Below are 20,076 nucleotides of genomic sequence, written 5' to 3' on the forward strand. Positions count from 1 at the left end.
CCCGCCCGCTCCTTCTGCGGCCGGCCGACAGGGGGTAGCCCAGCCACCTGAACCGCGGCTGGTGAGGTGGCCTGGCTACCTCTCATCCGAGAGGCGGGGTAGCCGAGCGGGGCGGCGTAGCAGGCGAGTCCCGCAGGTGCCGCTGCCACCAGGTGATGTCCACCAGCCGCCCGTGCTTGCGGCCGACCTCGCGCAGCGTGCCGACCTCGGTGAAGCCGCACCGCCGATGCAGCGCGGTGGAGGCGGGATTGGGCTGGGCGACGACCGCGATCACCGTGTGGATCCCGTCGGCGGCGAGCCGCTCCAGGAGGGCGCCGTACAGCTGCCGACCGAGCCCCCGGCCGCCCGCCTCGGGCGAGAGGTAGATCGAGGTCTCCCGGGTCCCGGAGTACGCCGGCCGCTGGCGGAACGGCGAGGAGTAGGCGAAGCCGGCGACGGCACCCTCCTCCTCGGCCACCAGGAGGTGGGTGCCGGCCTCGTCCGCGTCGACCTTCTCCTGCCAGAGCGCCTCGCCCTGCGGCTCGAGGTCGAACGTGGCGACCGAGTGCTCGACGTGGTGGTCATAGATCGCGGCGATCGCGGGTACGTCGGCTGCAGTGGCGGGTCGGATCGGCACGCACCCATCCTGGCCCACCGAGGTCTGCGAGGATGCGGCGGTGAGCTCGCCCGCGCGACGGGTGGACCGGGCGGACGGGCTGCGAGACGACCGATGGCTGGAGGTGTGGGGGAGACGATGAGGCACACGGAGTTCTGGGCGCGGATGGAGCGTGCGCTGGGCGCGTCGTACCACCGCCACTGGGCCGAGTCCCAGGTGCTGTCCGCGCTCGGCTCGCGGACGCCGGTCGAGGCGCTGGACGCGGGCGTGCCGCCCAAGGAGGTGTGGCGGGCCGTGTGGGCCGCGCTCGAGCTGCCCGAGCGGGACCGGTGACCGCGCCGGCGGGCGTCCGTCCCGACCTGGCGGCCGCGCAGCGCCGCACCGTGCGCACGCTGGTCGCCGGCCAGGCGGTCGGCGCGATGGGCATCACCATCGGCATCGCCACCGCCTCCCTGCTGGCGCTGGAGCTCTCGGGGTCCGAGCGCTACGCCGGTCTCGCGCAGACCTTCCAGGTGCTCGGCACCGCCGTCTTCGCCTACCTGTTGGCGAGGGTGATGGGCCGGCGCGGGCGCCGGGTCGGGCTGGTGCTGGGGTACGTCGCCGGCGCGGCGGGCGCGCTGCTGGCCGTGCTCGCGGGCGTGCTCGGGTCGATGACGGTGTTGCTCGCCGGGGCGGTGTTGCTGGGCGCCACCACGGCGGCCAACCAGGGTGCGCGGTACGCCGCCACCGACCTTGCCGAGGACCACCACCGCGGCCGGGCGCTCTCGCTGGTCGTCTGGGCGACCACGATCGGCGCGGTCCTCGGGCCGAACCTCACCGGCCCCGCGGGGCGGCTCAGCGCCACGCTCGGGATCCCCGCGCTCACCGGGCCGTTCCTGATCGGCGCGGTCGCGATGGTGGCCGCGGCGGCGGTGCTGGCCGTCTTCTTGCGCCCGGACCCGCTGCTCCTCGCCCGCGAGGCCGGCGGTCACGTCCCGGCGGCCTCGTCGGGTACGTCGTGGGGCCGGGCACTCGCGGTGGTCCGGGAGCGGCCTGTGGTCGGGGCGGCCGTCGCCGGGATGTCCCTGGCGCATGCGGTGATGATCTCGGTGATGGTGATGACGCCCCTGCACATGGAGCACGGTGGCGCCGGGCTCGAGGTGATCGGCGTGGTCATCTCCGTCCACGTGCTCGGGATGTTCGCGTTCTCCCCGGTGGTCGGCTGGGCCTGCGACCGGGTCGGCCGGGGCCGGGTGCTCGCGGGTGGCGGGGTCCTGCTGCTGGTGGCGCTGCTGTGCGCCGGGCGCTCGCCGGAGGGGAGCTCGCCGCTGATCTTCGCCGGGCTGTTCCTGCTCGGCCTCGGCTGGTCGTGCGCGACCGTGGCGGCCGCGACCCTGGTCGCCGACCACTCGCCGCTGGCCACGCGCACCGACGTGCAGGGCAGTGCGGACGTGGCGATGAGCCTCACCGCGGCCGCCGCGGGCGGCCTGTCGGGGCTGGTGATGGCCGCGGGCGGCTACCCGGTGCTCACCCTGCTGGCCGGGGTGCTGGCCGCCGGTGTCGTAGCCGCGGGGGTGCTGTCGCTGCGCGGCGATCGGGTCGCGCCCGCCTGAGCCGCGGGGTCGCCGTACGACACGCCGGGCGGGGCGCGCAGATCGAACAGTTGTTCGTACTAGTGTGCTGTCCACAGGTACGACGCGGGGAGCGGTTCTCCACAAGGGCCCGCTGGTCCTACCGACACTGTCGGTGGAGCGCTCTAGCGTCGAAGGCGTACCTGGCACACGACGAGACAACGAGGAGACACCATGGCTGGTGGAGACCGCGAGAAGGCACTGGACGCCGCTCTCGCCAACATCGAGCGGCAGTTCGGCAAGGGCTCGGTCATGCGACTGGGCGACGAGACCAGGGCGCCGCTGGAGGTGATCCCCACCGGCGCGATCTCGCTCGACATCGCGCTCGGCCTGGGCGGTCTCCCGCGCGGTCGCGTCGTGGAGATCTACGGCCCGGAGTCGTCGGGAAAGACCACGGTCGCGCTGCACGCGGTCGCGAACGCCCAGCGGGCCGGCGGCATCGTGGCGTTCATCGACGCCGAGCACGCGCTCGACCCGGAGTACGCGAAGGCCCTCGGCGTGGACACCGACGCCCTGCTGGTCTCCCAGCCGGACTCCGGTGAGCAGGCGCTCGAGATCGCCGACATGCTGATCCGCTCCGGCGCGCTCGACCTGATCGTCATCGACTCCGTGGCCGCCCTGGTGCCGCGCGCGGAGATCGAGGGCGAGATGGGCGACAGCCACGTCGGCCTGCAGGCCCGCCTGATGAGCCAGGCGCTGCGGAAGATGACCGGTGCCCTCAACGGCTCGGGCACCACCGCGATCTTCATCAACCAGCTGCGCGAGAAGATCGGCGTGATGTTCGGCTCCCCGGAGACCACCACCGGTGGCCGGGCGCTGAAGTTCTACTCCTCCGTGCGCCTGGACGTGCGCCGGATCGAGACCCTCAAGGACGGCCAGGACATGGTCGGCAACCGGACCCGGGTCAAGGTCGTGAAGAACAAGGTGGCCCCGCCGTTCAAGCAGGCGGAGTTCGACATCATGTACGGCCGCGGCATCTCCCGCGAGGGCGGCCTGATCGACGTCGGCGTCGAGGCCGGCCTGGTCCGCAAGGCCGGTGCTTGGTACACCTACGACGGCGACCAGCTGGGCCAGGGCAAGGAGAACGCCCGCACCTTCCTGCGGGACAACCCCGATCTGGCCAACGAGCTGGAGAAGAAGATCCTGGAGAAGCTCGGCGTCACGCCGCAGGTCGACCAGCCGGCCGAGGAGCTCTCCGACGAGCCGATCGGTGTCGGTGACTTCTGAGCGGGACCCCTGGCGGGGTGATGTCGGCCTCGGGGTGAGTGCCTGGACCGGCGGCGACGCGCCGCCGGACCAGGACCCGCCCGCCCGGCCGGTCGAGGAGGACGCCGAGGCCGACCAGGAGTCGGTCGCGCGGAAGATCCTGCTCGACCAGCTGACCGGCCAGGCCCGGTCCCGGCACGAGCTGGAGACCAAGCTGCGCAGCAAGGGCGTCCCCGACGGCCTCGCCGCGGCGCTGCTGGACCGGTTCGAGGAGGTCGGCCTGGTCGACGACGAGGCCTTCGCCCGCTCCTGGATCGGCAGCCGCCAGCCCGGCAAGGGGCTGGGGCGTCGCGCGCTGGCCCAGGAGCTGCGACGCAAGGGGATCGACGACGAGGTCGCCCGCGAGGCGCTCGACGAGGTCGACCCGGACGCCGAGGAGGCGGCCGCACGGGCGCTGGTCCGCAAGAAGCTGCGCGGCCTGCAGCGGGTCGACCACGCGACCGCGACCCGGCGGCTGGTCGGCATGCTCGCCCGCAAGGGGCACGCTCCCGGGCTGGCCTGGCGCGTGGTCCGCGAGGAGCTGGGCGAGCAGGAGGAGAGCCAGGAGCTCCTCGACACCTGACTCCGGCCGCTGGGAGGATCGCCGGGTGACGACGCGGCTGGTGGTGGCCAACCGGGGCCACGAGTACGACGGCGTGGTCCGGGACGGCGAGTCCTGGGCCGACGCGGCTCGCCGTACCTGCGGCAGCGCACACGCCGAGCCCGTCCCGGTCGACCTCTCCGGCGAGGTCAAGCGCTTCGCGATCGACCACGACCTCGTGGTGCTGCTGCGCCCGATGACCCGCGGCGACCTGCCCGTCGTCACGCAGTGGCGCGAACAGCCGCACCTGCGTCGCTGGTGGGCCGCCGACGGCGAGCCGTCGCTGGAGGCGGTCACCGAGGCGTACGGCCCCCGGATCGACGGGATGACGCCGACCCGGATGTGGGTGGTGGAGGCCAACGGCCGCTCGGTCGGGTTCGTGCAGGACTACCGCGTGCGCGACCACCCCGACTTCCCGCTGCTGACCCCCGACCCGGACGCCGTGGGAGTGGACTACGCGATCGGCGAGCCGGAGTGGGTCGGCCGCGGTCTCGGCGTCCGGCTGCTGTGGGCATGGATGCTCCGGGCCCGGCAGCGCTTCCCCGAGGCCGGCTCGTTCTTCGCCGCGCCCGACCATCGCAACGCCGCCTCCCTGCGTGTGCTGGAGAAGGCCGGCTTCGTCGAGGGCACCTGGTTCGACGAGCCCCAGCGCGACGGCTCGGTCGCGACCGCGGTCGGCTGCAGCCTCGACGTGGCACGGGTGCTCGGCTGAGGTGCCCTACCGTGGGCCGGCTCGCAAGGAGCCGAGGGCCCACCCGAGCCTTTCGGGGGAGGAGCGCGCGGCGCGGTCTGACTAGGGTGGGGCGCATGGGCAAGAAGGACAAGGACAAGAAGAAGCAGAAGAAGTCCAAGGCCGACAAGCCGGCGCAGCAGGAGAAGCTGGACAAGAAGGCCGCGAAGAAGGCCAAGGACAAGGCCAAGGAGAAGAAGGCGGCCAAGGAGGCGAAGAAGGCGGCCAAGCTGGCCCGCCAGGACGCCGCCGAGCACGCCACCGAGCTCTCCCAGCGCGCCGCGGCCGAGGCCGTCGTACCCGTCCTGGAGATCGAGGAGGGCCGCGGCGGCCCGACCGGTGAGTCCCTGCGCACGCTGCTGAAGCTCCCCGCGCGACGCAAGGTCGACCTCAGCCAGCACGACCCGAGCGCGACCCCGGGCTTCGACGGGGACAAGGTCGCCGGCAAGGCCGCGCTCGCCGCCGCGGGCGACCCGCTGGCCGAGCTGCAGGAGCGGCTGTTCGCCGACGGGCGTACGTCGAGCAAGGCCCGCAGCGTGCTCCTGGTGCTCCAGGGCATGGACACCTCCGGCAAGGGCGGCGTGCTGCGCCACTCGGTCGGCCTGATGGACCCCCAGGGCGTCAAGATCACCTCCTTCAAGACCCCCACCGCCGAGGAGCGCCGGCGCGACTTCCTCTGGCGGATCCGTCGGGCCCTGCCCGAGCCCGGCATCGTCGGGGTCTTCGACCGGTCGCACTACGAGGACGTGCTGATCGCGCGGGTGCGTGAGCTCACCACGAAGTCGGCGATCACCCGTCGCTATGACGCGATCAACCGCTTCGAGGCGGAGCTCGCCAAGAGCGGCGTGGCGATCGTGAAGTGCTTCCTGCACATCTCCCCGGAGGAGCAGAAGGAGCGGCTGCTCGCGCGGCTCGACGACCCGACGAAGTACTGGAAGTTCAACCCCGGCGACATCGACGAGCGGTCGATGTGGGCGGACTACCAGGAGGCCTACGAGGTCGCGCTGCAGCGGTGCAGCACCGCGGCTGCGCCTTGGTACCTCATCCCCAGCGACCGCAAGTGGTACCGCAACTGGGCGATCGCGACCCTGCTCCGCGAGACCCTGGAGCAGATGGATCCGCAGTGGCCGGCCGCCGACTTCGACGTGGACGAGCAGCGCCGTCGGCTGCTCGAGGAGGACCCGATCGCGTGATCCCGCAGGTGCGGGTCACGCGCTACGTCACCCCGCTCCGCGAGGGAGGCAGCCTGCCCGGCATCGTCGAGGGGGACGACCTCGGCACCTGGGTGTGCAAGTTCCGCGGGGCGGGGCAGGGGATCCGGGTGCTCGCCGCGGAGGTGCTCGTCACCGGCCTGTGCCGGCACCTCGAGCTGCCGACGCCGGAGCTGGCGGTCCTCGACCTCGACCCGGAGATCGCGCGCTACGAGGCGGACGAGGAGGTCCAGGATCTGCTGACCGCGAGCGTTGGGCTGAACCTCGGGATCGACTTCCTGCCGGGCGCGTTCGGCTTCGACGGCCGGGAGGCACTGGGGCCGGAGGGGGAGGAGCTCGCGCTGCGCACCCTGTGGCTCGACGCCTTCATCGCCAATGTCGACCGGTCTTGGCGCAACCCCAACCTGCTGGTCTGGCACGGCCGGCTCTGGCTGATCGACCACGGGGCGTCGCTCTACTTCCACCACGCCTGGGCGGGTGGCCTGACCGACCCGGCCCGCTTCGCCCGCCAGCCGTGGAGTGCCGACGACCACGTGTTCGGCGACCTCGTCCCGCGCCTGGGCGAGGTGGACGCCGCGCTGCGCGACCGGCTGCGCGGCGCCGCGATCGAGCAGGTGGTGGCCGACGTGCCCGACGACTGGCTGGCCGGCGTACCCGACACCGAGCCCGAGCAGGTCCGCGAGGCGTACGCCGCCTTCCTGCGCGCGCGGCTGGACAGCTCGGACTGGCTGCCGGAGGCGGCCCGATGAGCCTGCCCTACCAGTACGTCGTCCTGCGCTGCGTGCCGCGGGCCGATCGCGAGGAGTTCCTCAACGTCGGGGTGGTGCTCTACTGCGAGGAGGCCGGCTTCCTGGGCGCCGAGCACCACGTCGACCCCGGCCGGATCCGGGCGCTGGCGCCCGGCCTGGACCCGGCCCGGGTGGACGAGGCGCTCGCCTGGGTCGCGGCGGTGTGCCGCGGCGAGGACACCGCCGGCGCCGCCGGCCGGTCGCCGCTGGGGCAGCGGTTCGGCTTCGTCCGGGCGCCCCGCAGCACCGTCGTACGCCCCGGACCGGTGCACGGGGGCATCACCGACGACCCCGCCGCCTGCCTCACCCGACTGGTCGACCGGCTGGTCCGCTGAGCCTGCGGGTCAGACGGGCACCAGCTCCAGCGCGCCCACGAGGTAGCGCGCCAGCACGATCCGGGCGACCTCGGGGTGCGCGCCCAGCGGGTCGGAGACCGCGACCGCTCCGGCCTCCAGTGCCAGCTCGCGCACCCGGTCGGGCAGCAGGCCCGGCGCCAGGAAGAGCGAGGCGACGGCCACGTGCCGCTTGCCCTCGGCCCGGAAGGCGCGCACCGCCTCGCCGGCCGCCGGGGGAGCCGCCGACGCGAACGCCGCGGTGACCGGCAGCTTGTGGTGGGTGCCCCAGACCCGGGCCAGCCGGGCGACGGCCTGGTTGGCCAGCGAGTCCGAGGAGCCGGCGCCGGCGAGCACGAGCGCGTCGAGCTCGCGGACGCGGGCCTGCTTGAGCGCGGTCCGCATCCGCTCGTCCAGGATCTTCAGGAAGCAGGCCTCGAGGCCGAGGACGCCGGTCGCGCCGATCCGCAGGCCCTCGTGCTCGGCCTGGGCCTCGGCGAGGATCTGGGGGACGTCGACCTTGGCGTGGTAGGCCTCGGTCAGCAGCAGCGGCACCACCACGATCTCGTCGTGGCCGGCGCGCACCAGCTTGCGGACGACCGTGGCGAAGGACGGCTTGGAGAGCTCGAGGAACGCGGCCTCGATCCGCAGGTCGGGACGCAGGCTCTTGACCTCGTCGACCAGGGCGGTGATCGTCTCGGCGGACCGGGGGTCGCGGCTGCCGTGGGCGAGGGCGATGAGGGCGGGTGCGGCCATCAGCGCTGACCTCCTTGCGTGTTCGTGCCCGTACGGGCGTGTCGTGGAGAGCCGACGACGGTGTCGGCGGGATCGGGGTGGGTACGGCGGGTCACAGGTGGATCCCGCACTCGGTCTTCTCGGTGCCGGCCCAGCGGCCGCTGCGCGGGTCCTCCCCGGGGGCGACCCGGCGGGTGCAGGGCTGGCAGCCGATGGAGGGGTAGCCGTCGTGCACCAGCGGGTTGAGCAGGATGCCGTGCTGGGCGACGTACCGCTCGACGTCCTCGTCGCTCCAGCGCGCCAGCGGGCTGACCTTGACCTTCTGCTTCTTCTCGTCCCAGCCGACGACCGGGGCGACGACCCGGTTGCGGGTCTCGGCACGACGCAGGCCGGTCGCCCACGCGTCGTAGCCGCCGAGCATCCGGGACAGCGGCTCCACCTTGCGCAGGCTGCAGCACAGGTCGGGGTCGCGGGCGAAGAGGTCCCTGCCGTGCTCCGCGTCCTGCTCGGCCACGGTCTGCCGCGGCTCGACGGTCCGCACGGTGACCGGCAGGGTCGCGGCGATCGCGTCGCGGGTCCCGATGGTCTCGGCGAAGTGGTAGCCGGTGTCGAGGAACACCACGTCGATGCCCGGGGCGACGCGCGAGGCCACGTGCGCCAGCACGCCGTCGGCCATCGAGGAGGTGACGCAGAACCGCTCGCCGAAGGTGGCGACGGCCCACTCGACGATGTTCTCGGCCGGAGCCAGCTCCAGCTCGGCGCCGACGTGGGAGACGATCTCGCGCAGCTCCTCGGGGCTGCGCCCCTCGGTCAGGCTCCCGCGATTGGCGCGGGCGGTGAGAGTCGTGGCGGCGGTCATGCGCGCACCCCCTGGTCGTTGGTGACGCCGGCGGGCGGCCGGATCTGCCCGAGCATCTTCAGGCTGAAGGCCCGCAGGCAGGACCGGCAGGCCCACGACCCGTGCGGCGAGGTGACCTGGCCGTCGGCGTCCTCGACCTCGTGGGGGCGCAGGTCCTCGTCCCCGCAGTAGGGGCACAGGGTCGGGAAGGCTCGCTCGCTCATACGCCCGCCTCCTCCAGCACGGCCTCGCCTCGGAGTACGGCGTCGTCCGCGCGGCCGACCCACTGGGCGAAGGACTCGTCGTCGTGGCGCTCGGCCAGGAAGGCCCGGACGACGTTGGTGACGTAGTCGTCCAGCCCGGCGCTGGTCACCTTGTGGGCGCGCAGCTTGCGACCGAAGCCCGCCTCGAGCCCGAGGCCGCCGCCGAGGTGGACCTGGAAGCCCTCGACCTGCTGGCCGCTCTCGTCCATGACGAGCTGGCCCTTGAGCCCGATGTCGGCGACCTGGGTCCGGGCGCAGGCGTTGGGGCAGCCGTTGACGTTGACCGAGATCGGCACCTCGAGGTCGGGGAAGCGCTGCTCCAGCTCGGTGACCAGGCGCCGCGCCCGCTCCTTGGTGTCGACGATCGCCAGCTTGCAGAACTCGATGCCGGTGCAGGCCATCGTGGTCCGTCGCCAGTTGCTCGGCCGCGCGGTGAGCCCGATCCGCTCGAGATCCTCGACGAAGGCGTCGGTGTCGGTGCCGTCGACGCCGATCACCACCAGCTTCTGGTACGCCGTGAGCCGGGCGCCGTCGGCGTCGTACTTCTCCACCAGGTCGCCGAGCGCGGTCAGCGTGGTGCCGTCGATCCGGCCGACCAGCGGGGTCGCGCCGACGTAGAAGCGGCCGTCCTTCTGCTCGTGCACGCCGATGTGGTCGCCCTGGACGGCCGGCGCCTCGGGGGAGGGGCAGTCGACCAGGGTGCGGTGGAGGTACTCGCTCTCCAGCACCTCGCGGAACTTCTCCACCCCCCAGTCCGCGACCAGGAACTTCAGCCGGGCGCGCGAGCGCAGCCGGCGGTAGCCGTAGTCGCGGAAGATCGAGATCACGCCCTCCCAGGCGTCGGCGACCTCGTCGACCGGGATCCACACGCCCAGCTTCTGGGCGAGCATCGGGTTGGTGGACAGCCCGCCGCCGACCCACAGGTCGAAGCCGGGGCCGTGCTCGGGGTGGACGGTGCCCACGAAGGAGACGTCGTTCACCTCGGGCGCCACGTCGTGGCTGGGGTGCCCGGTCAGCGCGGTCTTGAACTTCCGCGGGAGGTTGGAGAAGTCCGGGTTGCCGATGTAGCGGCGCTTGATCTCGGCGAGCGCCTCGGTGCCGTCGATGATCTCGTCCTTGGCGATCCCGGCCACCGGCGAGCCCAGGAAGCCGCGCGGGGAGTCGCCGCAGGCCTCCAGGGTGGTGAGCCCGGCCGCGTCGACCCGGTTCCAGATCTCGGGGACGTTCTCGATCTCGATCCAGTGGTACTGGATGTTGTTGCGGTCGGTGATGTCGGCGGTGTTGCGGCCGAAGTCGGTGGAGATGCCACCCAGGGCGCGCAGCGCGTCCGCGCCCAGGACCGCGCCGTCGGTGCGGACCCGCATCATGAAGTAGCGGTCGTCCAGCTCCTCCTCGGCGACCTGGCCGGTCTTGCCGCCGTCGAAGCCGGGAGCGCGCTGGGTGTAGAGGCCCATCCAGCGGAACCGGCCGCGCAGGTCGGCGGGGTCGATAGAGTCGAAGCCGCGGCGGGAGTAGATGTGCAGGATCCGGTCGCGGACGTTGAGCGGGTCGTCGTCCTTCTTGGTCTGCTCGTTCTTGTTCAGCGGCTCGCGGTAGCCCAGCGCCCACTGGCCCTCGCCCTTCTTGGGGCGGGGACGGCTCGACTTGGGACGGCCGGGCCCGGTGGCCGCGGCGGGGCGGGTGTCGGGTCCGGCGGTGGAGCCCTGAGCGGTGCTGGCGGGGTTCGGTGCGTTCACGAGGAGGTCCTTGTGGCGTGGGGAGACGCGCATGCCGCGACTGGCCGGCTCCTCGACGCTGAGGATGCTGCTGGCCTGCGACCGGCGCCCGATGGACAGTGGCTTGTCTGGGGCGGGTCAGCGGGGCCAACACATCATGCTGCGGGTGCGACCGAGGTCCACGTGGCGCCGGGCCACGAGGAACTTGGTGGTTGCCGCAGTGATCATGTCCAGAAGTCTCAGGGAGCGGACGGGGGTCCCACAACCCGAGATCTCATGATGTGAACATGGCGTCCACGATTCGGACAAGACTCGCTTCGCCCCGCGGGGGAGCGGCGCGGATGCGACCCAGATCACGTCGCGAGATCGCTCCGCGAACCGTCTCGGCGGGGGCCGAGTCGCGTGACTAGGGTTGCGCCATGACCGACGCCCCCCTGCTCAGCAGCACCTACCAGCAGATGCTCTCGGTGATCGAGAGCGTGGAGCCCCGGATCGCCGAGGCGACCCGCCAGGAGCTCACCGACCAGCGCGAGTCGCTGAAGCTGATCGCGAGTGAGAACTACGCGTCTCCCGCGGTGCTGATGACCATGGGCACCTGGTTCAGCGACAAGTACGCCGAAGGCACGGTCGGCCACCGCTTCTACGCCGGCTGCCAGAACGTCGACACCGTCGAGTCGGTGGCGGCCGAGCACGCCCGCGAGCTGTTCGGGGCGCCGTACGCCTATGCGCAGCCGCACTCGGGGATCGACGCCAACCTGGTGGCGTTCTGGTCGATCCTGGCCCACCGGGTCGAGGGGCCGTGGCTGCAGAAGTTCGGCGCGAAGAACGTGAACGAGCTCACCGAGGAGGACTGGGAGAGCCTGCGCTCGGAGTTCGGCAACCAGCGGCTGCTCGGGATGAGCCTGGACGCCGGCGGCCACCTCACCCACGGCTTCCGCCCCAACATCAGCGGCAAGATGTTCCACCAGCAGCAGTACGGCACCGACCCGGAGACCGGGCTGCTGGACTACGACGCGGTGCGGGCCAAGGCGCGGGAGTTCCAGCCGCTGGTGATCGTCGCCGGCTACTCCGCCTATCCCCGGCGGGTGAACTTCGCCAAGATGCGCGAGATCGCCGACGAGGTGGACGCGACGCTGATGGTGGACATGGCGCACTTCGCCGGGCTGGTCGCCGGCAAGGTCTTCACCGGCGACGAGGACCCGGTCCCGCACGCGCACATCGTCACCACCACCACGCACAAGTCGCTGCGCGGCCCGCGCGGCGGCATGGTGCTGGCCACCGAGGAGCTCGCGCCCTCGGTCGACCGCGGCTGCCCGATGGTGCTCGGCGGCCCGCTCTCGCACGTGATGGCCGCCAAGGCGGTCGCGCTGGCCGAGGCCCGGCAGCCGGAGTTCCGCACCTACGCCCAGGGCGTGGCCGACAACGCCCAGTCCCTGGCCGAGGGCTTCCTCAAGCGCGGCGCGAACCTGGTCACCGGGGGCACCGACAACCACCTCGTGCTGCTCGACGTCTCCTCGTTCGGACTCACCGGGCGGCAGGCCGAGTCCGCGCTCCTGGACGCCGGCGTGGTCACCAACCGCAACTCGATCCCCGCCGACCCCAACGGCGCCTGGTACACCTCCGGCATCCGGATCGGCACCCCCGCGCTCACCACCCGCGGCTTCGGCCACGACGAGTTCGACCGGGTCGCCGAGCTGATGATCGAGGTGCTCTCCAACACCGAGCCCGGCACCACGTCGGCCGGTGCGCCGTCCAAGGCGTCCTACACGCTGGGCGACGGCGTGGCCGACCGGGTGCACGCCGCCTCCGCCGAGATGCTGGAGAAGCACCCGCTCTATCCCGGCCTCGACCTGGCCTGAGTCGCACCCGCGCTGGCAGAACCCTCCGCTCGGCCGCGGCTCACGCGGCGAGGCGTGGCGCCGAGTGAGGTTCTGCCAGTGCGAGTGCGCGCGCCACCGCGCGGGTCATCACCTCGTGGACCCACTCGGGTCGGTGCATCACGTCCTCCCAGATGAAGCGGAGGACCCACCAGCCGTCGGCCACGAGCAGGCTGTAGCGGCGCACGTCCTTGCGCAGACTCTCCCGCTTGCTGTGGAACTCGAAGGACTCGCACTCCACGACCCCTCGCAGGTGGACGTCGACCAGGTCGGGTTGGGCCCAGACGTGGTCGCTGCTGATGACGACCTGTGGCTCGAGGGAGAGTCCCTCCACGGTGGAGGCGATCGCCCGGGTCACGGACTCGAACGGATTGGCGGGCTCGCCGCGCGCCGCCGCCGCGAGCCTGCGGACCTTCGCGCTGCCCGCACCACGCGCGCTCGCGGCTGCGCGCCGCAACGTGGTCTGCTCGCCGTTGCGGAGAGCGGAGTCGGCGATCGCCAACGCCTCGTCGTCGGGGAGCGAGCGAAGGCAGTGCAGGAGCGTCAGCTCCCGGCTCGTGGCCACCCCTCCGCTGATCTCGTCGGCCGTCAGGTCGCCGTAGTGCAGGGTCGCGTGTCGGGCGAGGTGGTCGGGGACTCGGCGATGCCGGGGAACCAGCACGTGCGGTCGCTCGGGCACGCTCTTCACCTGCCAGCCGTGGTGCAGGGCGGCGCTCGTGTGGCTGAGCACCCCGTGCATCCCGAAGGCGGTCTGCGCGGCGGCCGCGGTGGCCGGGAGCGAGTAGCGCCCGCGGCCGGCCCTGACCAGGTCTCCGGAGCGAAGCGCCCGATCCACGTCGGCCCGCGACGTGGCGGCGATCAGCTGGGCGCGGGTGGCGAGCCCGCCCCACCGGTCCACCACGTCGGAGATCTGCATGCTGCTCACTCTGCCCCAGAAGGCGTGACCCGGGTGTCGCTCATCCACAGGCGGAGCCGAGCTGGCAGAACCTCCTCTCCGGGGACCGCGCTCCGCGGGGCACGCAGGCGACCGCACAGTTCTGCCAGTTCGTCTCCGACGACCTGGGCGCGGATCGGCGCTCAGGAGCGCCAGCGGTACTCCACCTCGGGCCGGCCGCTGCCGCCGTACCGCGGGGCGCGGTCGACCAGCCCGGTGTCGGCGAGGTGCTCCAGGTAGCGCCGGGATCCCCCTGCTCCCGGCGTGCCGCTGCGAGGACCGGCGGCGCGTCCGCGACAGACTGGGCGACGGCGACGGCCCGCTGCGCCGCCATCTCCCGCGCGTCCTTGCGGGCGTCGTAGACCGCCAGGGCGAGGGAGACCAGGACCAGCACGAGCACCAGCCCGACCTGCAGCAGCGCCAGCTGCCGGGCCAGGGAGGGTTCGCGCGCCGTCATGGCGGCATTGTGCCGCCGATCCGGCGAACACAACGAACACAAGGGTGACCGGGGTCACAGGAGCGATCAGAGTGGCCCCGATGAGGGCCGCGGCCCCCGGACTGGAGGAAGCACATGAGTGACCACAGCACAGCGGCGTCGACCGACGCCCCCCGCAAGAAGGACAAGACCCACTACCTCTACCTGGCGGTGATCGCGGCCGTCGTCCTCGGCATCATCGTCGGCTTCGCGGCGCCGGAGTTCGCCGCGAGCCTGAAGTGGATCGGCGAGGCCTTCGTCGCGCTCATCAAGATGATGATCCAGCCGGTGATCTTCTGCACCCTGGTGCTCGGCATCGGCTCCGTGCGCAGCGCCGCCAGCGTCGGCAAGGTCGGCGGCCTGGCGCTCGGCTACTTCCTCACCATGTCGACCTTCGCCCTGGCGATCGGCCTGGTCGTCGGCAACATCCTCAAGCCGGGCGAGGGGCTGCAGCTCAGCGACGAGCTGCGCGGCGCCGGCGCGGAGGCGGCCTCGGAGGGCCACGCGTCGACCACCGACTTCGTCATCGGCATCATCCCCGACTCCCTGCTCTCCGCGCTCACCTCGGGCGAGGTGCTGCAGACGCTGCTGGTCGCGCTGCTCACCGGCTTCGCCCTCCAGGCGATGGGGCGCTCGGGCGAGCCGATCCTGCGGGGCATCGAGCATCTGCAGCGCCTGGTCTTCCGGATCCTGGCGATGATCATGTGGGCCGCGCCGGTCGGCGCGTTCGGCGCGATCGCCGCGGTCGTGGGGGAGACCGGCGTGGACGCGCTGAAGAGCCTGGCCACGATCATGCTCGGCTTCTACGCCACCTGCGCGATCTTCGTGTTCGGCGTGCTCGGCGCGCTGCTGAAGATCACGACCGGCGTGAGCATCTTCTCCCTGCTGAGGTACCTCGCCCGCGAGTTCCTGCTCATCGTCTCGACCTCGTCCTCGGAGTCCGCCCTGCCGCGGCTGATCGCGAAGATGGAGCACGCCGGCGTCGCGCAGACCACGGTCGGCGTGGTGGTCCCGACGGGCTACTCCTTCAACCTCGACGGTACGGCGATCTACCTCACCATGGCCTCGCTCTTCATCGCCGAGGCGATGGGCAACCCGCTGTCGCTGGGCGAGCAGATCTCGCTGCTGCTGTTCATGATCATCGCCTCCAAGGGCGCCGCCGGGGTCACCGGCGCCGGCCTGGCGACCCTCGCGGGCGGCCTGCAGTCGCACCGCCCGGACCTGGTCGACGGGGTCGGCCTGATCGTCGGGATCGACCGCTTCATGTCCGAGGCGCGGGCGCTGACCAACTTCGCCGGCAACTCGGTCGCCACCGTGCTGATCGGCCACTGGACCGGGACCCTGGACCGCCCCCGGCTGGACGCCGTACTCGCCGGCGAGGTGCCCTTCGACGAGTCCGACATGCTGGACGAGGAGTACGTCGAGCAGAAGTACGCCGCCCACTGATCGCCGACTCGGCGCTTGTTGACTCGGGGTGGGAGGGCCGGGCCGTTAGCGTTAGCCCCATGCCCGGCCCCCCGACCCTCGTGGATCGGGTCCGGGACACGCTGTGGCGGCTGATCGTCACGACCGTCGGGTCGTGCATGCGCTACCGGGTGACCGGGCTGGCCGCGGAGGCGGCGTTCTTCGCGGTCCTCTCCATCCCGCCGCTGATCTTCGCGCTGGCGGGCGCGATCGGCATCGTCTCGCGACAGTTCTCCGCGGCCCAGGTGGCCGACGTACAGACCGAGTTGGTCGAGCTGTCCCGGCGGGCGCTGACCGAGTCGGCGGTGGACAAGATCATCGTGCCGACGCTGGACCAGGTGCTGAGCGAGCCGCGCTTCGACATCATCTCGATCGGCTTCGTGTTGGCCCTGTGGTCGGGGTCGCGGGCGCTCAACGTGTTCGTCGACACCATCACGATCATGCACGGGCTGGGCGGGCACCGGGGGATCGTCAAGACCCGCGCGCTCTCCTTCGGGCTCTACGTCCTGGCGATGCTCACCGGCGCGCTCACCGTGCCACTGGTGGTGGCCGGGCCGTCGCTGGTCCGCCCGCTGGTGCACCGGATCCTGCCGGGCCAGACCGACTTCGTGATGTCGTTCTACTGGCCGGTCGTCGTGGTGATGTGCATCTGCTACCTCGCCACGCTCTACCACGTCAGCGTGCCGGTGCGGACGAACTGGAGCTTCAACCTGCCCGGGGCCACGTTCTCGCTGTTGGTGTGGATCTTCGGCTCCTACCTGCTGCGCTGGTTCCTCACCGTCACCGCGGCGGACTCCGCCTCGATCTACGGCCCGCTGGCCGCGCCGATCGCCGTACTCCTGTGGCTCTATCTGGTCGCCATCGCGGTGCTGATCGGGGCGGCCGTCAACGCCGCCTTCGACGAGGTGTTCCCGCAGAACACCACCACCCGCGCCCGACTGGAGCTGGTGCAGCGACTGCGGGAGCGTCTGCCGGGCCGTTGAGCGGGCCCGCCGGGAGGGTCCTCAAACCGGGCTCCGGCGTGGACTAGGGTCCACTCGTGCACGAGGAGCGGAGCATGCCGCGCGCGGCGGACGACCAGGAGGTGTCCGGCCGGGTCCAGCTACCCGAACGCTCCCGCTCGCCGTGGTTCGAGCTCACCCGCCGCCTGCTGCTGGCGGTGGGGATCCTGGTCGGCACCGTGATGCTGGTCTACTTCGACCGCGAGGGCTACCGCGACGCGAGCGACCCTGCCAACCGGGTCTCGCTGCTCGACGCGATCTACTACACCACCGTCACGCTCAGCACGACGGGGTACGGCGACATCACGCCGGTCTCCGACCAGGCCCGGCTGATCAACGCCTTCATCATCACCCCGGCCCGCATCGGCTTCCTGGTGCTGCTGATCGGGACCACCCTGGAGGTGCTCGCCTCGCAGGGCCGCGAGCAGTTCCGCATCGCCCGCTGGAGGAACAGGATGCACGATCACGTCGTGGTCATCGGCTACGGCCGCAAGGGTCGCAGCGCCGTCGAGGTGCTGACCCGCAACGGGCGCAGCCGCGATGAGATCGTGGTGGTCGACCCGAACCCGGCCGCACTGGACGACGCGAAGTACGACAAGCTCGCGATCGTCCGCGGGGACGCCACTCGACGCGACTCCCTGCGCCGGGCCAAGGTCGACGACGCCACCCAGGTCATCATCACCACCGACCGGGACGACACGAACGTGCTGTCGACGCTGACCGTGCGCCAGCTCAACCCGGACGCCTTCATCGTCGCCGCCGTGCGCGAGGAGGAGAACGTCCCGCTGGCGCGGCAGTCCGGCGCGGACTCGGTGGTCACCTCCTCCGACGCGGTCGGGCGCCTGCTCGGGCTGTCCTCGCTGTCGCCGAACCTCGGCTCGGTGCTGGAGGACCTGCTGTCCTACGGCCACGGGCTGGAGGTCGCCGAGCGCGAGCTCCTCGTCAACGAGGTCGGGCGGCAGCCCCAGCAGCTGCCGGACCAGGTGATCGCGGTGATCCGGGACGAGAAGGTCTACCGCTACTTCGACCCGGTGGTCTCCCAGCTCGCCCGCGGCGACCAGCTGATCGTCGTACGCCCCTCCCAGGAGCTCCCGTGGGCGCCCCGGCCGGGGACCCACGGCGAGGAGACGACCGGCGAGGACGAGGCCTGAGCGGCATGCACACGTCCCTGGAGCGCGAGTACGGCCGGATCCGCCGGCCGTTCCTGCGCTCACCGGCGCAGACGGTGGCCGTTGCGTTCGCCGTCGGCATCGTGGTCGGGACGCTGCTCCTGCTGCTGCCGGTGTCGCGTACGTCGACCGACGGGGCGCCGTTCATGCAGGCGCTGTTCACCGCGACCAGCGCCCTGTGCGTGACGGGGCTGACCACGGTCGACGTGCCGTCGTACTGGTCGCCCACCGGCCAGGGCGTGATCCTCGCGCTGATCCAGGTCGGCGGTTTCGGGCTGATGACGATGGGCTCGCTCATCGGCATCCTGATCGCCCGGCGGCTCGGGCTGCGCAGCCGGGTCACGGCGGCCAGCGAGAGCAACACGCTCGGCATCGGCGACGTGCGCGAGGTGATCGCCGGCGTCGTGAAGGTGACGCTGGTCGTCGAGACCGCGGTGGCGGTGGCGCTGTGGCTGCGCTTCTGGTGGGGGTACGAGGAGCCGCCGGGACGTGCGCTGTGGTGGGGGATCTTCCACGCCGTGTCGGCCTTCAACAACGCGGGCTTCGCGCTGTGGTCCGACAGCCTGATCGGCTTCCAGGGCGACCCGTTGGTCATCCTGCCGCTGTCCGTCGCGGTCGTGCTGGGCGGCATCGGCTTCCCGGTGCTCTTCGAGCTGCGGCGGCACTTCTGGACCCCGCGCAGGTGGGGGCTGCACACGCGGATCACCGTCTACGGCACGCTCCTGCTGCTGGTCGGCGGGTTCCTCTTCCTCACCGCGGTCGAGTGGACCAACCCGGACACGCTGGGGAACCTGCCCTGGCAGGAGCGGCTGGTCGCCGGGATCAGCAACGCGGTGATGCCGCGGACGGCGGGGTTCAACGCGGTCGACTACGCGCAGATGCACGAGTCGTCCCTGTTCGCCACGACCATGCTGATGTTCATCGGCGGCGGCTCGGCGAGCACGGCCGGCGGCATCAAGGTGGGCACGTTCTTCCTGCTGTTCTACGTGATCCTCGCCGAGGCGCGGGGGGAGCGCGACGTGGAGCTCGACACCCGACGCATCGGCGCGCGGACCATCCGCCAGGCGCTCACCATCGCGCTCGCCTCGGTGGGCCTGGTGCTGGGGTCGACGATGCTGCTCATGCTCCTGGAGCCGGTGGGCCTCAACCGGGCGATGTTCGAGGTGGTCTCCGCCTTCGGGACCGTCGGCTTGACCGCGGGCGTGACCCCGACCCTCGGCGGGCCGGCGCAGATGCTGCTCATCTTCCTTATGTTCGTGGGCCGGATCGGCCCGCTGACGCTGGTCTCGGCGCTCGCCCTGCGCGAGCGACCGCACTTCTACCGACTCCCGGAAGGCAGGCCCCTCATTGGCTAGGATCGACAGCGGCGGAGTGGTGGTGATCGGCCTCGGGCGCTTCGGACAGGCCCTGGCCCTCGAGCTCGCCGCCAGCGACACCGACGTCCTCGGCATCGACTCCAACCCCCAGGTCGTGGACAAGATGTCCGGCCTGCTGACCCACGTCGTCCAGGCCGACGCGACGGACGAGGACGCGATGCGCCAGCTCGGCGTGGACGAGTTCGACCGCGTGGTCATCGGCATGGGCTCCGACCTCGAGGCCTCCATCCTGACCGCGTCGGTGCTGAAGTCGATGGGCGTCCCCGACATCTGGGCGAAGGCGATCTCCGCCCAGCACGAGCGGATCCTGCGCCAGATCGGCGTCAACCACGTGGTCCGGCCCGAGCACGACACCGGGCGCCGGGTCGCCCATCTGCTCGCCGGAGGGATGCTGGACTACATCGAGTTCGACGACGGATACGCCATCGTGAAGATGTACGCCCCCGACGTGCTCACCGGCAAGGCCCTGACCGACACCCAGATCCGGCGGAAGTACGGCGTGACCATCGTCGGCGTGAAGCGACGCGGAGAGGAGTTCACCTACGCCGGCGCGGACACCGTGCTGCAGGAGGGCGACCTCATCCTGGTCTCCGGCGACCGGCGCCGGGTCGAGCGCTTCGCCAGCCTCAACACCGTCGGCTGACGCGTCCCGGTTCCGGCCCTAGGCTGGCGCCCATGGCGACGGTCAGGGAGTTCCAGGTCACCTTCGACTGCGCGGATCCCGAGCGGGTCGCGCGCTTCTGGTGCGAGGTGCTGGGGTACGTCGTACCCCCTCCGCCGCCCGGCTTCACCTCCTGGGAGGATTTCAACGCCTCGCTCCCGCCCGACGAGCAGGGCCGGGCCTTCGCCTGTGTGGACCCGACGGGGGAGGGGCCGCGGCTGTTCTTCCAGCGGGTGCCGGAGGGGAAGACCGTGAAGAACCGGGTGCACCTGGACGTGCGGGTGGGCACGGGGATGGTCGGCGAGGAGCGGCTGGCTGCGCTCGAGGCCGAGTGTGCGCGCCTGCTGCCGCTGGGCGCGACCCGGCTGCGGCTGCTCGAGGCCGACGGGGTGAACGAGTCCTGTCTGGTCATGGCCGACGTCGAGGACAACGAGTTCTGCCTCGACTGACGATGGG

Annotated in this window: 22 protein-coding genes; 15 read left to right on the forward strand and 7 right to left on the reverse strand. The window is 71.9% G+C overall.

Annotated features, from left to right (window positions below; all coding sequences use genetic code 11):
• Nucleotides 1-82: 82 nt before the first annotated feature.
• Nucleotides 83-616, reverse strand: a complete 534-nt coding sequence (locus tag K8W59_RS07100; protein WP_223398887.1) for a GNAT family N-acetyltransferase — start codon at nucleotides 614-616, stop codon at nucleotides 83-85.
• Between the two features lie 117 nt (nucleotides 617-733).
• Between K8W59_RS07100 and K8W59_RS07105 the strand changes: the two genes are divergently transcribed.
• From K8W59_RS07105 to K8W59_RS07140, 8 genes are all read left to right on the forward strand, one after another.
• The gene (locus K8W59_RS07105) at nucleotides 734-928 is read left to right on the forward strand and encodes a DUF3046 domain-containing protein (RefSeq protein ID WP_223398889.1); all 195 of its coding nucleotides are present in this window, start codon (nucleotides 734-736) and stop codon (nucleotides 926-928) included.
• Nucleotides 925-2,187, forward strand: coding sequence for an MFS transporter (locus K8W59_RS07110; protein ID WP_223398891.1), 1,263 nt, complete (start codon nucleotides 925-927; stop codon nucleotides 2,185-2,187). The genes K8W59_RS07105 and K8W59_RS07110 overlap by 4 nt, the downstream gene beginning before the upstream one ends.
• Before the next feature lie 192 nt (nucleotides 2,188-2,379).
• Entirely contained in the window at nucleotides 2,380-3,432 is a 1,053-nt protein-coding gene (gene recA / locus K8W59_RS07115; protein WP_223398901.1) for a recombinase RecA, read from the forward strand.
• A complete protein-coding gene (locus K8W59_RS07120; RefSeq protein WP_223398903.1) occupies nucleotides 3,416-4,033 on the forward strand; it encodes a regulatory protein RecX in 618 nt (205 codons plus the stop codon). Before recA ends, K8W59_RS07120 begins: the two co-directional genes overlap by 17 nt.
• A 25-nt stretch (nucleotides 4,034-4,058) precedes the next feature.
• A complete protein-coding gene (locus tag K8W59_RS07125; protein WP_223398905.1) occupies nucleotides 4,059-4,763 on the forward strand; it encodes a GNAT family N-acetyltransferase in 705 nt (234 codons plus the stop codon).
• A gap of 95 nt (nucleotides 4,764-4,858) precedes the next feature.
• On the forward strand, nucleotides 4,859-5,974 hold the full coding sequence (locus K8W59_RS07130) for a PPK2 family polyphosphate kinase (RefSeq protein WP_317846317.1): 1,116 nt from the start codon (nucleotides 4,859-4,861) through the stop codon (nucleotides 5,972-5,974).
• Complete coding sequence (locus K8W59_RS07135) at nucleotides 5,971-6,741, forward strand: HipA family kinase (protein WP_223398907.1); 771 nt, start codon at nucleotides 5,971-5,973, stop codon at nucleotides 6,739-6,741. Before K8W59_RS07130 ends, K8W59_RS07135 begins: the two co-directional genes overlap by 4 nt.
• Nucleotides 6,738-7,115 (forward strand): DUF3037 domain-containing protein, encoded by a 378-nt coding sequence (locus K8W59_RS07140; protein WP_223398909.1) that lies wholly within the window; start codon nucleotides 6,738-6,740, stop codon nucleotides 7,113-7,115. Before K8W59_RS07135 ends, K8W59_RS07140 begins: the two co-directional genes overlap by 4 nt.
• Before the next feature lie 9 nt (nucleotides 7,116-7,124).
• Here the strand turns inward: K8W59_RS07140 and K8W59_RS07145 are convergent, their stop codons facing one another.
• The 4 genes from K8W59_RS07145 to K8W59_RS07160 form a co-directional block, all read right to left on the reverse strand.
• Complete coding sequence (locus K8W59_RS07145; protein ID WP_223398911.1) at nucleotides 7,125-7,868, reverse strand: sirohydrochlorin chelatase; 744 nt, start codon at nucleotides 7,866-7,868, stop codon at nucleotides 7,125-7,127.
• 91 nt (nucleotides 7,869-7,959) lie between these two features.
• Nucleotides 7,960-8,706: a phosphoadenylyl-sulfate reductase gene (locus K8W59_RS07150; RefSeq protein ID WP_223398913.1), complete on the reverse strand. Its 747-nt coding sequence runs from the start codon at nucleotides 8,704-8,706 to the stop codon at nucleotides 7,960-7,962.
• Nucleotides 8,703-8,909, reverse strand: a complete 207-nt coding sequence (locus K8W59_RS07155) for a hypothetical protein (protein ID WP_223398915.1) — start codon at nucleotides 8,907-8,909, stop codon at nucleotides 8,703-8,705. Before K8W59_RS07155 ends, K8W59_RS07150 begins: the two co-directional genes overlap by 4 nt.
• Nucleotides 8,906-10,684: a nitrite/sulfite reductase gene (locus K8W59_RS07160; RefSeq protein WP_317846318.1), complete on the reverse strand. Its 1,779-nt coding sequence runs from the start codon at nucleotides 10,682-10,684 to the stop codon at nucleotides 8,906-8,908. Before K8W59_RS07160 ends, K8W59_RS07155 begins: the two co-directional genes overlap by 4 nt.
• Nucleotides 10,685-11,082: 398 nt before the next feature.
• Between K8W59_RS07160 and K8W59_RS07165 the strand changes: the two genes are divergently transcribed.
• A complete protein-coding gene (locus K8W59_RS07165; RefSeq protein WP_223398917.1) occupies nucleotides 11,083-12,522 on the forward strand; it encodes a glycine hydroxymethyltransferase in 1,440 nt (479 codons plus the stop codon).
• Between the two features lie 40 nt (nucleotides 12,523-12,562).
• Here K8W59_RS07165 and K8W59_RS07170 read toward each other — a convergent pair whose 3' ends face one another.
• Entirely contained in the window at nucleotides 12,563-13,456 is an 894-nt protein-coding gene (locus K8W59_RS07170) for a type IV toxin-antitoxin system AbiEi family antitoxin domain-containing protein (RefSeq protein ID WP_223398919.1), read from the reverse strand.
• Between the two features lie 40 nt (nucleotides 13,457-13,496).
• A complete protein-coding gene (locus tag K8W59_RS07175) occupies nucleotides 13,497-13,931 on the reverse strand; it encodes a hypothetical protein (protein ID WP_223398921.1) in 435 nt (144 codons plus the stop codon).
• A 114-nt stretch (nucleotides 13,932-14,045) separates the two neighbouring features.
• Between K8W59_RS07175 and K8W59_RS07180 the strand changes: the two genes are divergently transcribed.
• From K8W59_RS07180 to K8W59_RS07205, 6 genes are all read left to right on the forward strand, one after another.
• Nucleotides 14,046-15,395: a cation:dicarboxylate symporter family transporter gene (locus tag K8W59_RS07180; RefSeq protein ID WP_223398923.1), complete on the forward strand. Its 1,350-nt coding sequence runs from the start codon at nucleotides 14,046-14,048 to the stop codon at nucleotides 15,393-15,395.
• 59 nt (nucleotides 15,396-15,454) lie between these two features.
• Nucleotides 15,455-16,396, forward strand: a complete 942-nt coding sequence (locus K8W59_RS07185; protein ID WP_223398925.1) for a YihY/virulence factor BrkB family protein — start codon at nucleotides 15,455-15,457, stop codon at nucleotides 16,394-16,396.
• 74 nt (nucleotides 16,397-16,470) lie between these two features.
• Complete coding sequence (locus K8W59_RS07190; protein WP_223398927.1) at nucleotides 16,471-17,565, forward strand: potassium channel family protein; 1,095 nt, start codon at nucleotides 16,471-16,473, stop codon at nucleotides 17,563-17,565.
• Between the two features lie 5 nt (nucleotides 17,566-17,570).
• Nucleotides 17,571-18,938: a TrkH family potassium uptake protein gene (locus K8W59_RS07195; protein WP_223398929.1), complete on the forward strand. Its 1,368-nt coding sequence runs from the start codon at nucleotides 17,571-17,573 to the stop codon at nucleotides 18,936-18,938.
• Nucleotides 18,931-19,602 carry a potassium channel family protein gene (locus K8W59_RS07200; protein ID WP_223398931.1) on the forward strand — a complete coding sequence of 224 codons (672 nt, stop codon included), beginning with the start codon at nucleotides 18,931-18,933 and terminating at the stop codon, nucleotides 19,600-19,602. The genes K8W59_RS07195 and K8W59_RS07200 overlap by 8 nt, the downstream gene beginning before the upstream one ends.
• 32 nt (nucleotides 19,603-19,634) lie before the next feature.
• Nucleotides 19,635-20,069 carry a VOC family protein gene (locus K8W59_RS07205; protein WP_223398933.1) on the forward strand — a complete coding sequence of 145 codons (435 nt, stop codon included), beginning with the start codon at nucleotides 19,635-19,637 and terminating at the stop codon, nucleotides 20,067-20,069.
• The last annotated feature ends 7 nt before the right edge of the window (nucleotides 20,070-20,076 follow it).

It is taken from the genome of Nocardioides rotundus (assembly GCF_019931675.1).
GTDB classification, from domain to species: domain Bacteria; phylum Actinomycetota; class Actinomycetes; order Propionibacteriales; family Nocardioidaceae; genus Nocardioides; species Nocardioides rotundus.

Coding starts and splice junctions, on each gene's coding strand:
- K8W59_RS07130 (WP_317846317.1), top strand. CDS start 4,859: ATGGGCAAGAAGGACAAGGACAAGAAGAAGCAGAAGAAGTCCAAGGCC.
- K8W59_RS07165 (WP_223398917.1), top strand. CDS start 11,083: ATGACCGACGCCCCCCTGCTCAGCAGCACCTACCAGCAGATGCTCTCG.
- K8W59_RS07175 (WP_223398921.1), bottom strand. CDS start 13,931: ATGACGGCGCGCGAACCCTCCCTGGCCCGGCAGCTGGCGCTGCTGCAG.
- K8W59_RS07180 (WP_223398923.1), top strand. CDS start 14,046: ATGAGTGACCACAGCACAGCGGCGTCGACCGACGCCCCCCGCAAGAAG.
- K8W59_RS07190 (WP_223398927.1), top strand. CDS start 16,471: ATGCCGCGCGCGGCGGACGACCAGGAGGTGTCCGGCCGGGTCCAGCTA.
- K8W59_RS07105 (WP_223398889.1), top strand. CDS start 734: ATGAGGCACACGGAGTTCTGGGCGCGGATGGAGCGTGCGCTGGGCGCG.
- K8W59_RS07185 (WP_223398925.1), top strand. CDS start 15,455: ATGCCCGGCCCCCCGACCCTCGTGGATCGGGTCCGGGACACGCTGTGG.
- K8W59_RS07140 (WP_223398909.1), top strand. CDS start 6,738: ATGAGCCTGCCCTACCAGTACGTCGTCCTGCGCTGCGTGCCGCGGGCC.
- K8W59_RS07145 (WP_223398911.1), bottom strand. CDS start 7,868: ATGGCCGCACCCGCCCTCATCGCCCTCGCCCACGGCAGCCGCGACCCC.
- K8W59_RS07170 (WP_223398919.1), bottom strand. CDS start 13,456: ATGCAGATCTCCGACGTGGTGGACCGGTGGGGCGGGCTCGCCACCCGC.
- K8W59_RS07205 (WP_223398933.1), top strand. CDS start 19,635: ATGGCGACGGTCAGGGAGTTCCAGGTCACCTTCGACTGCGCGGATCCC.
- K8W59_RS07155 (WP_223398915.1), bottom strand. CDS start 8,909: ATGAGCGAGCGAGCCTTCCCGACCCTGTGCCCCTACTGCGGGGACGAG.
- K8W59_RS07150 (WP_223398913.1), bottom strand. CDS start 8,706: ATGACCGCCGCCACGACTCTCACCGCCCGCGCCAATCGCGGGAGCCTG.
- recA (WP_223398901.1), top strand. CDS start 2,380: ATGGCTGGTGGAGACCGCGAGAAGGCACTGGACGCCGCTCTCGCCAAC.
- K8W59_RS07195 (WP_223398929.1), top strand. CDS start 17,571: ATGCACACGTCCCTGGAGCGCGAGTACGGCCGGATCCGCCGGCCGTTC.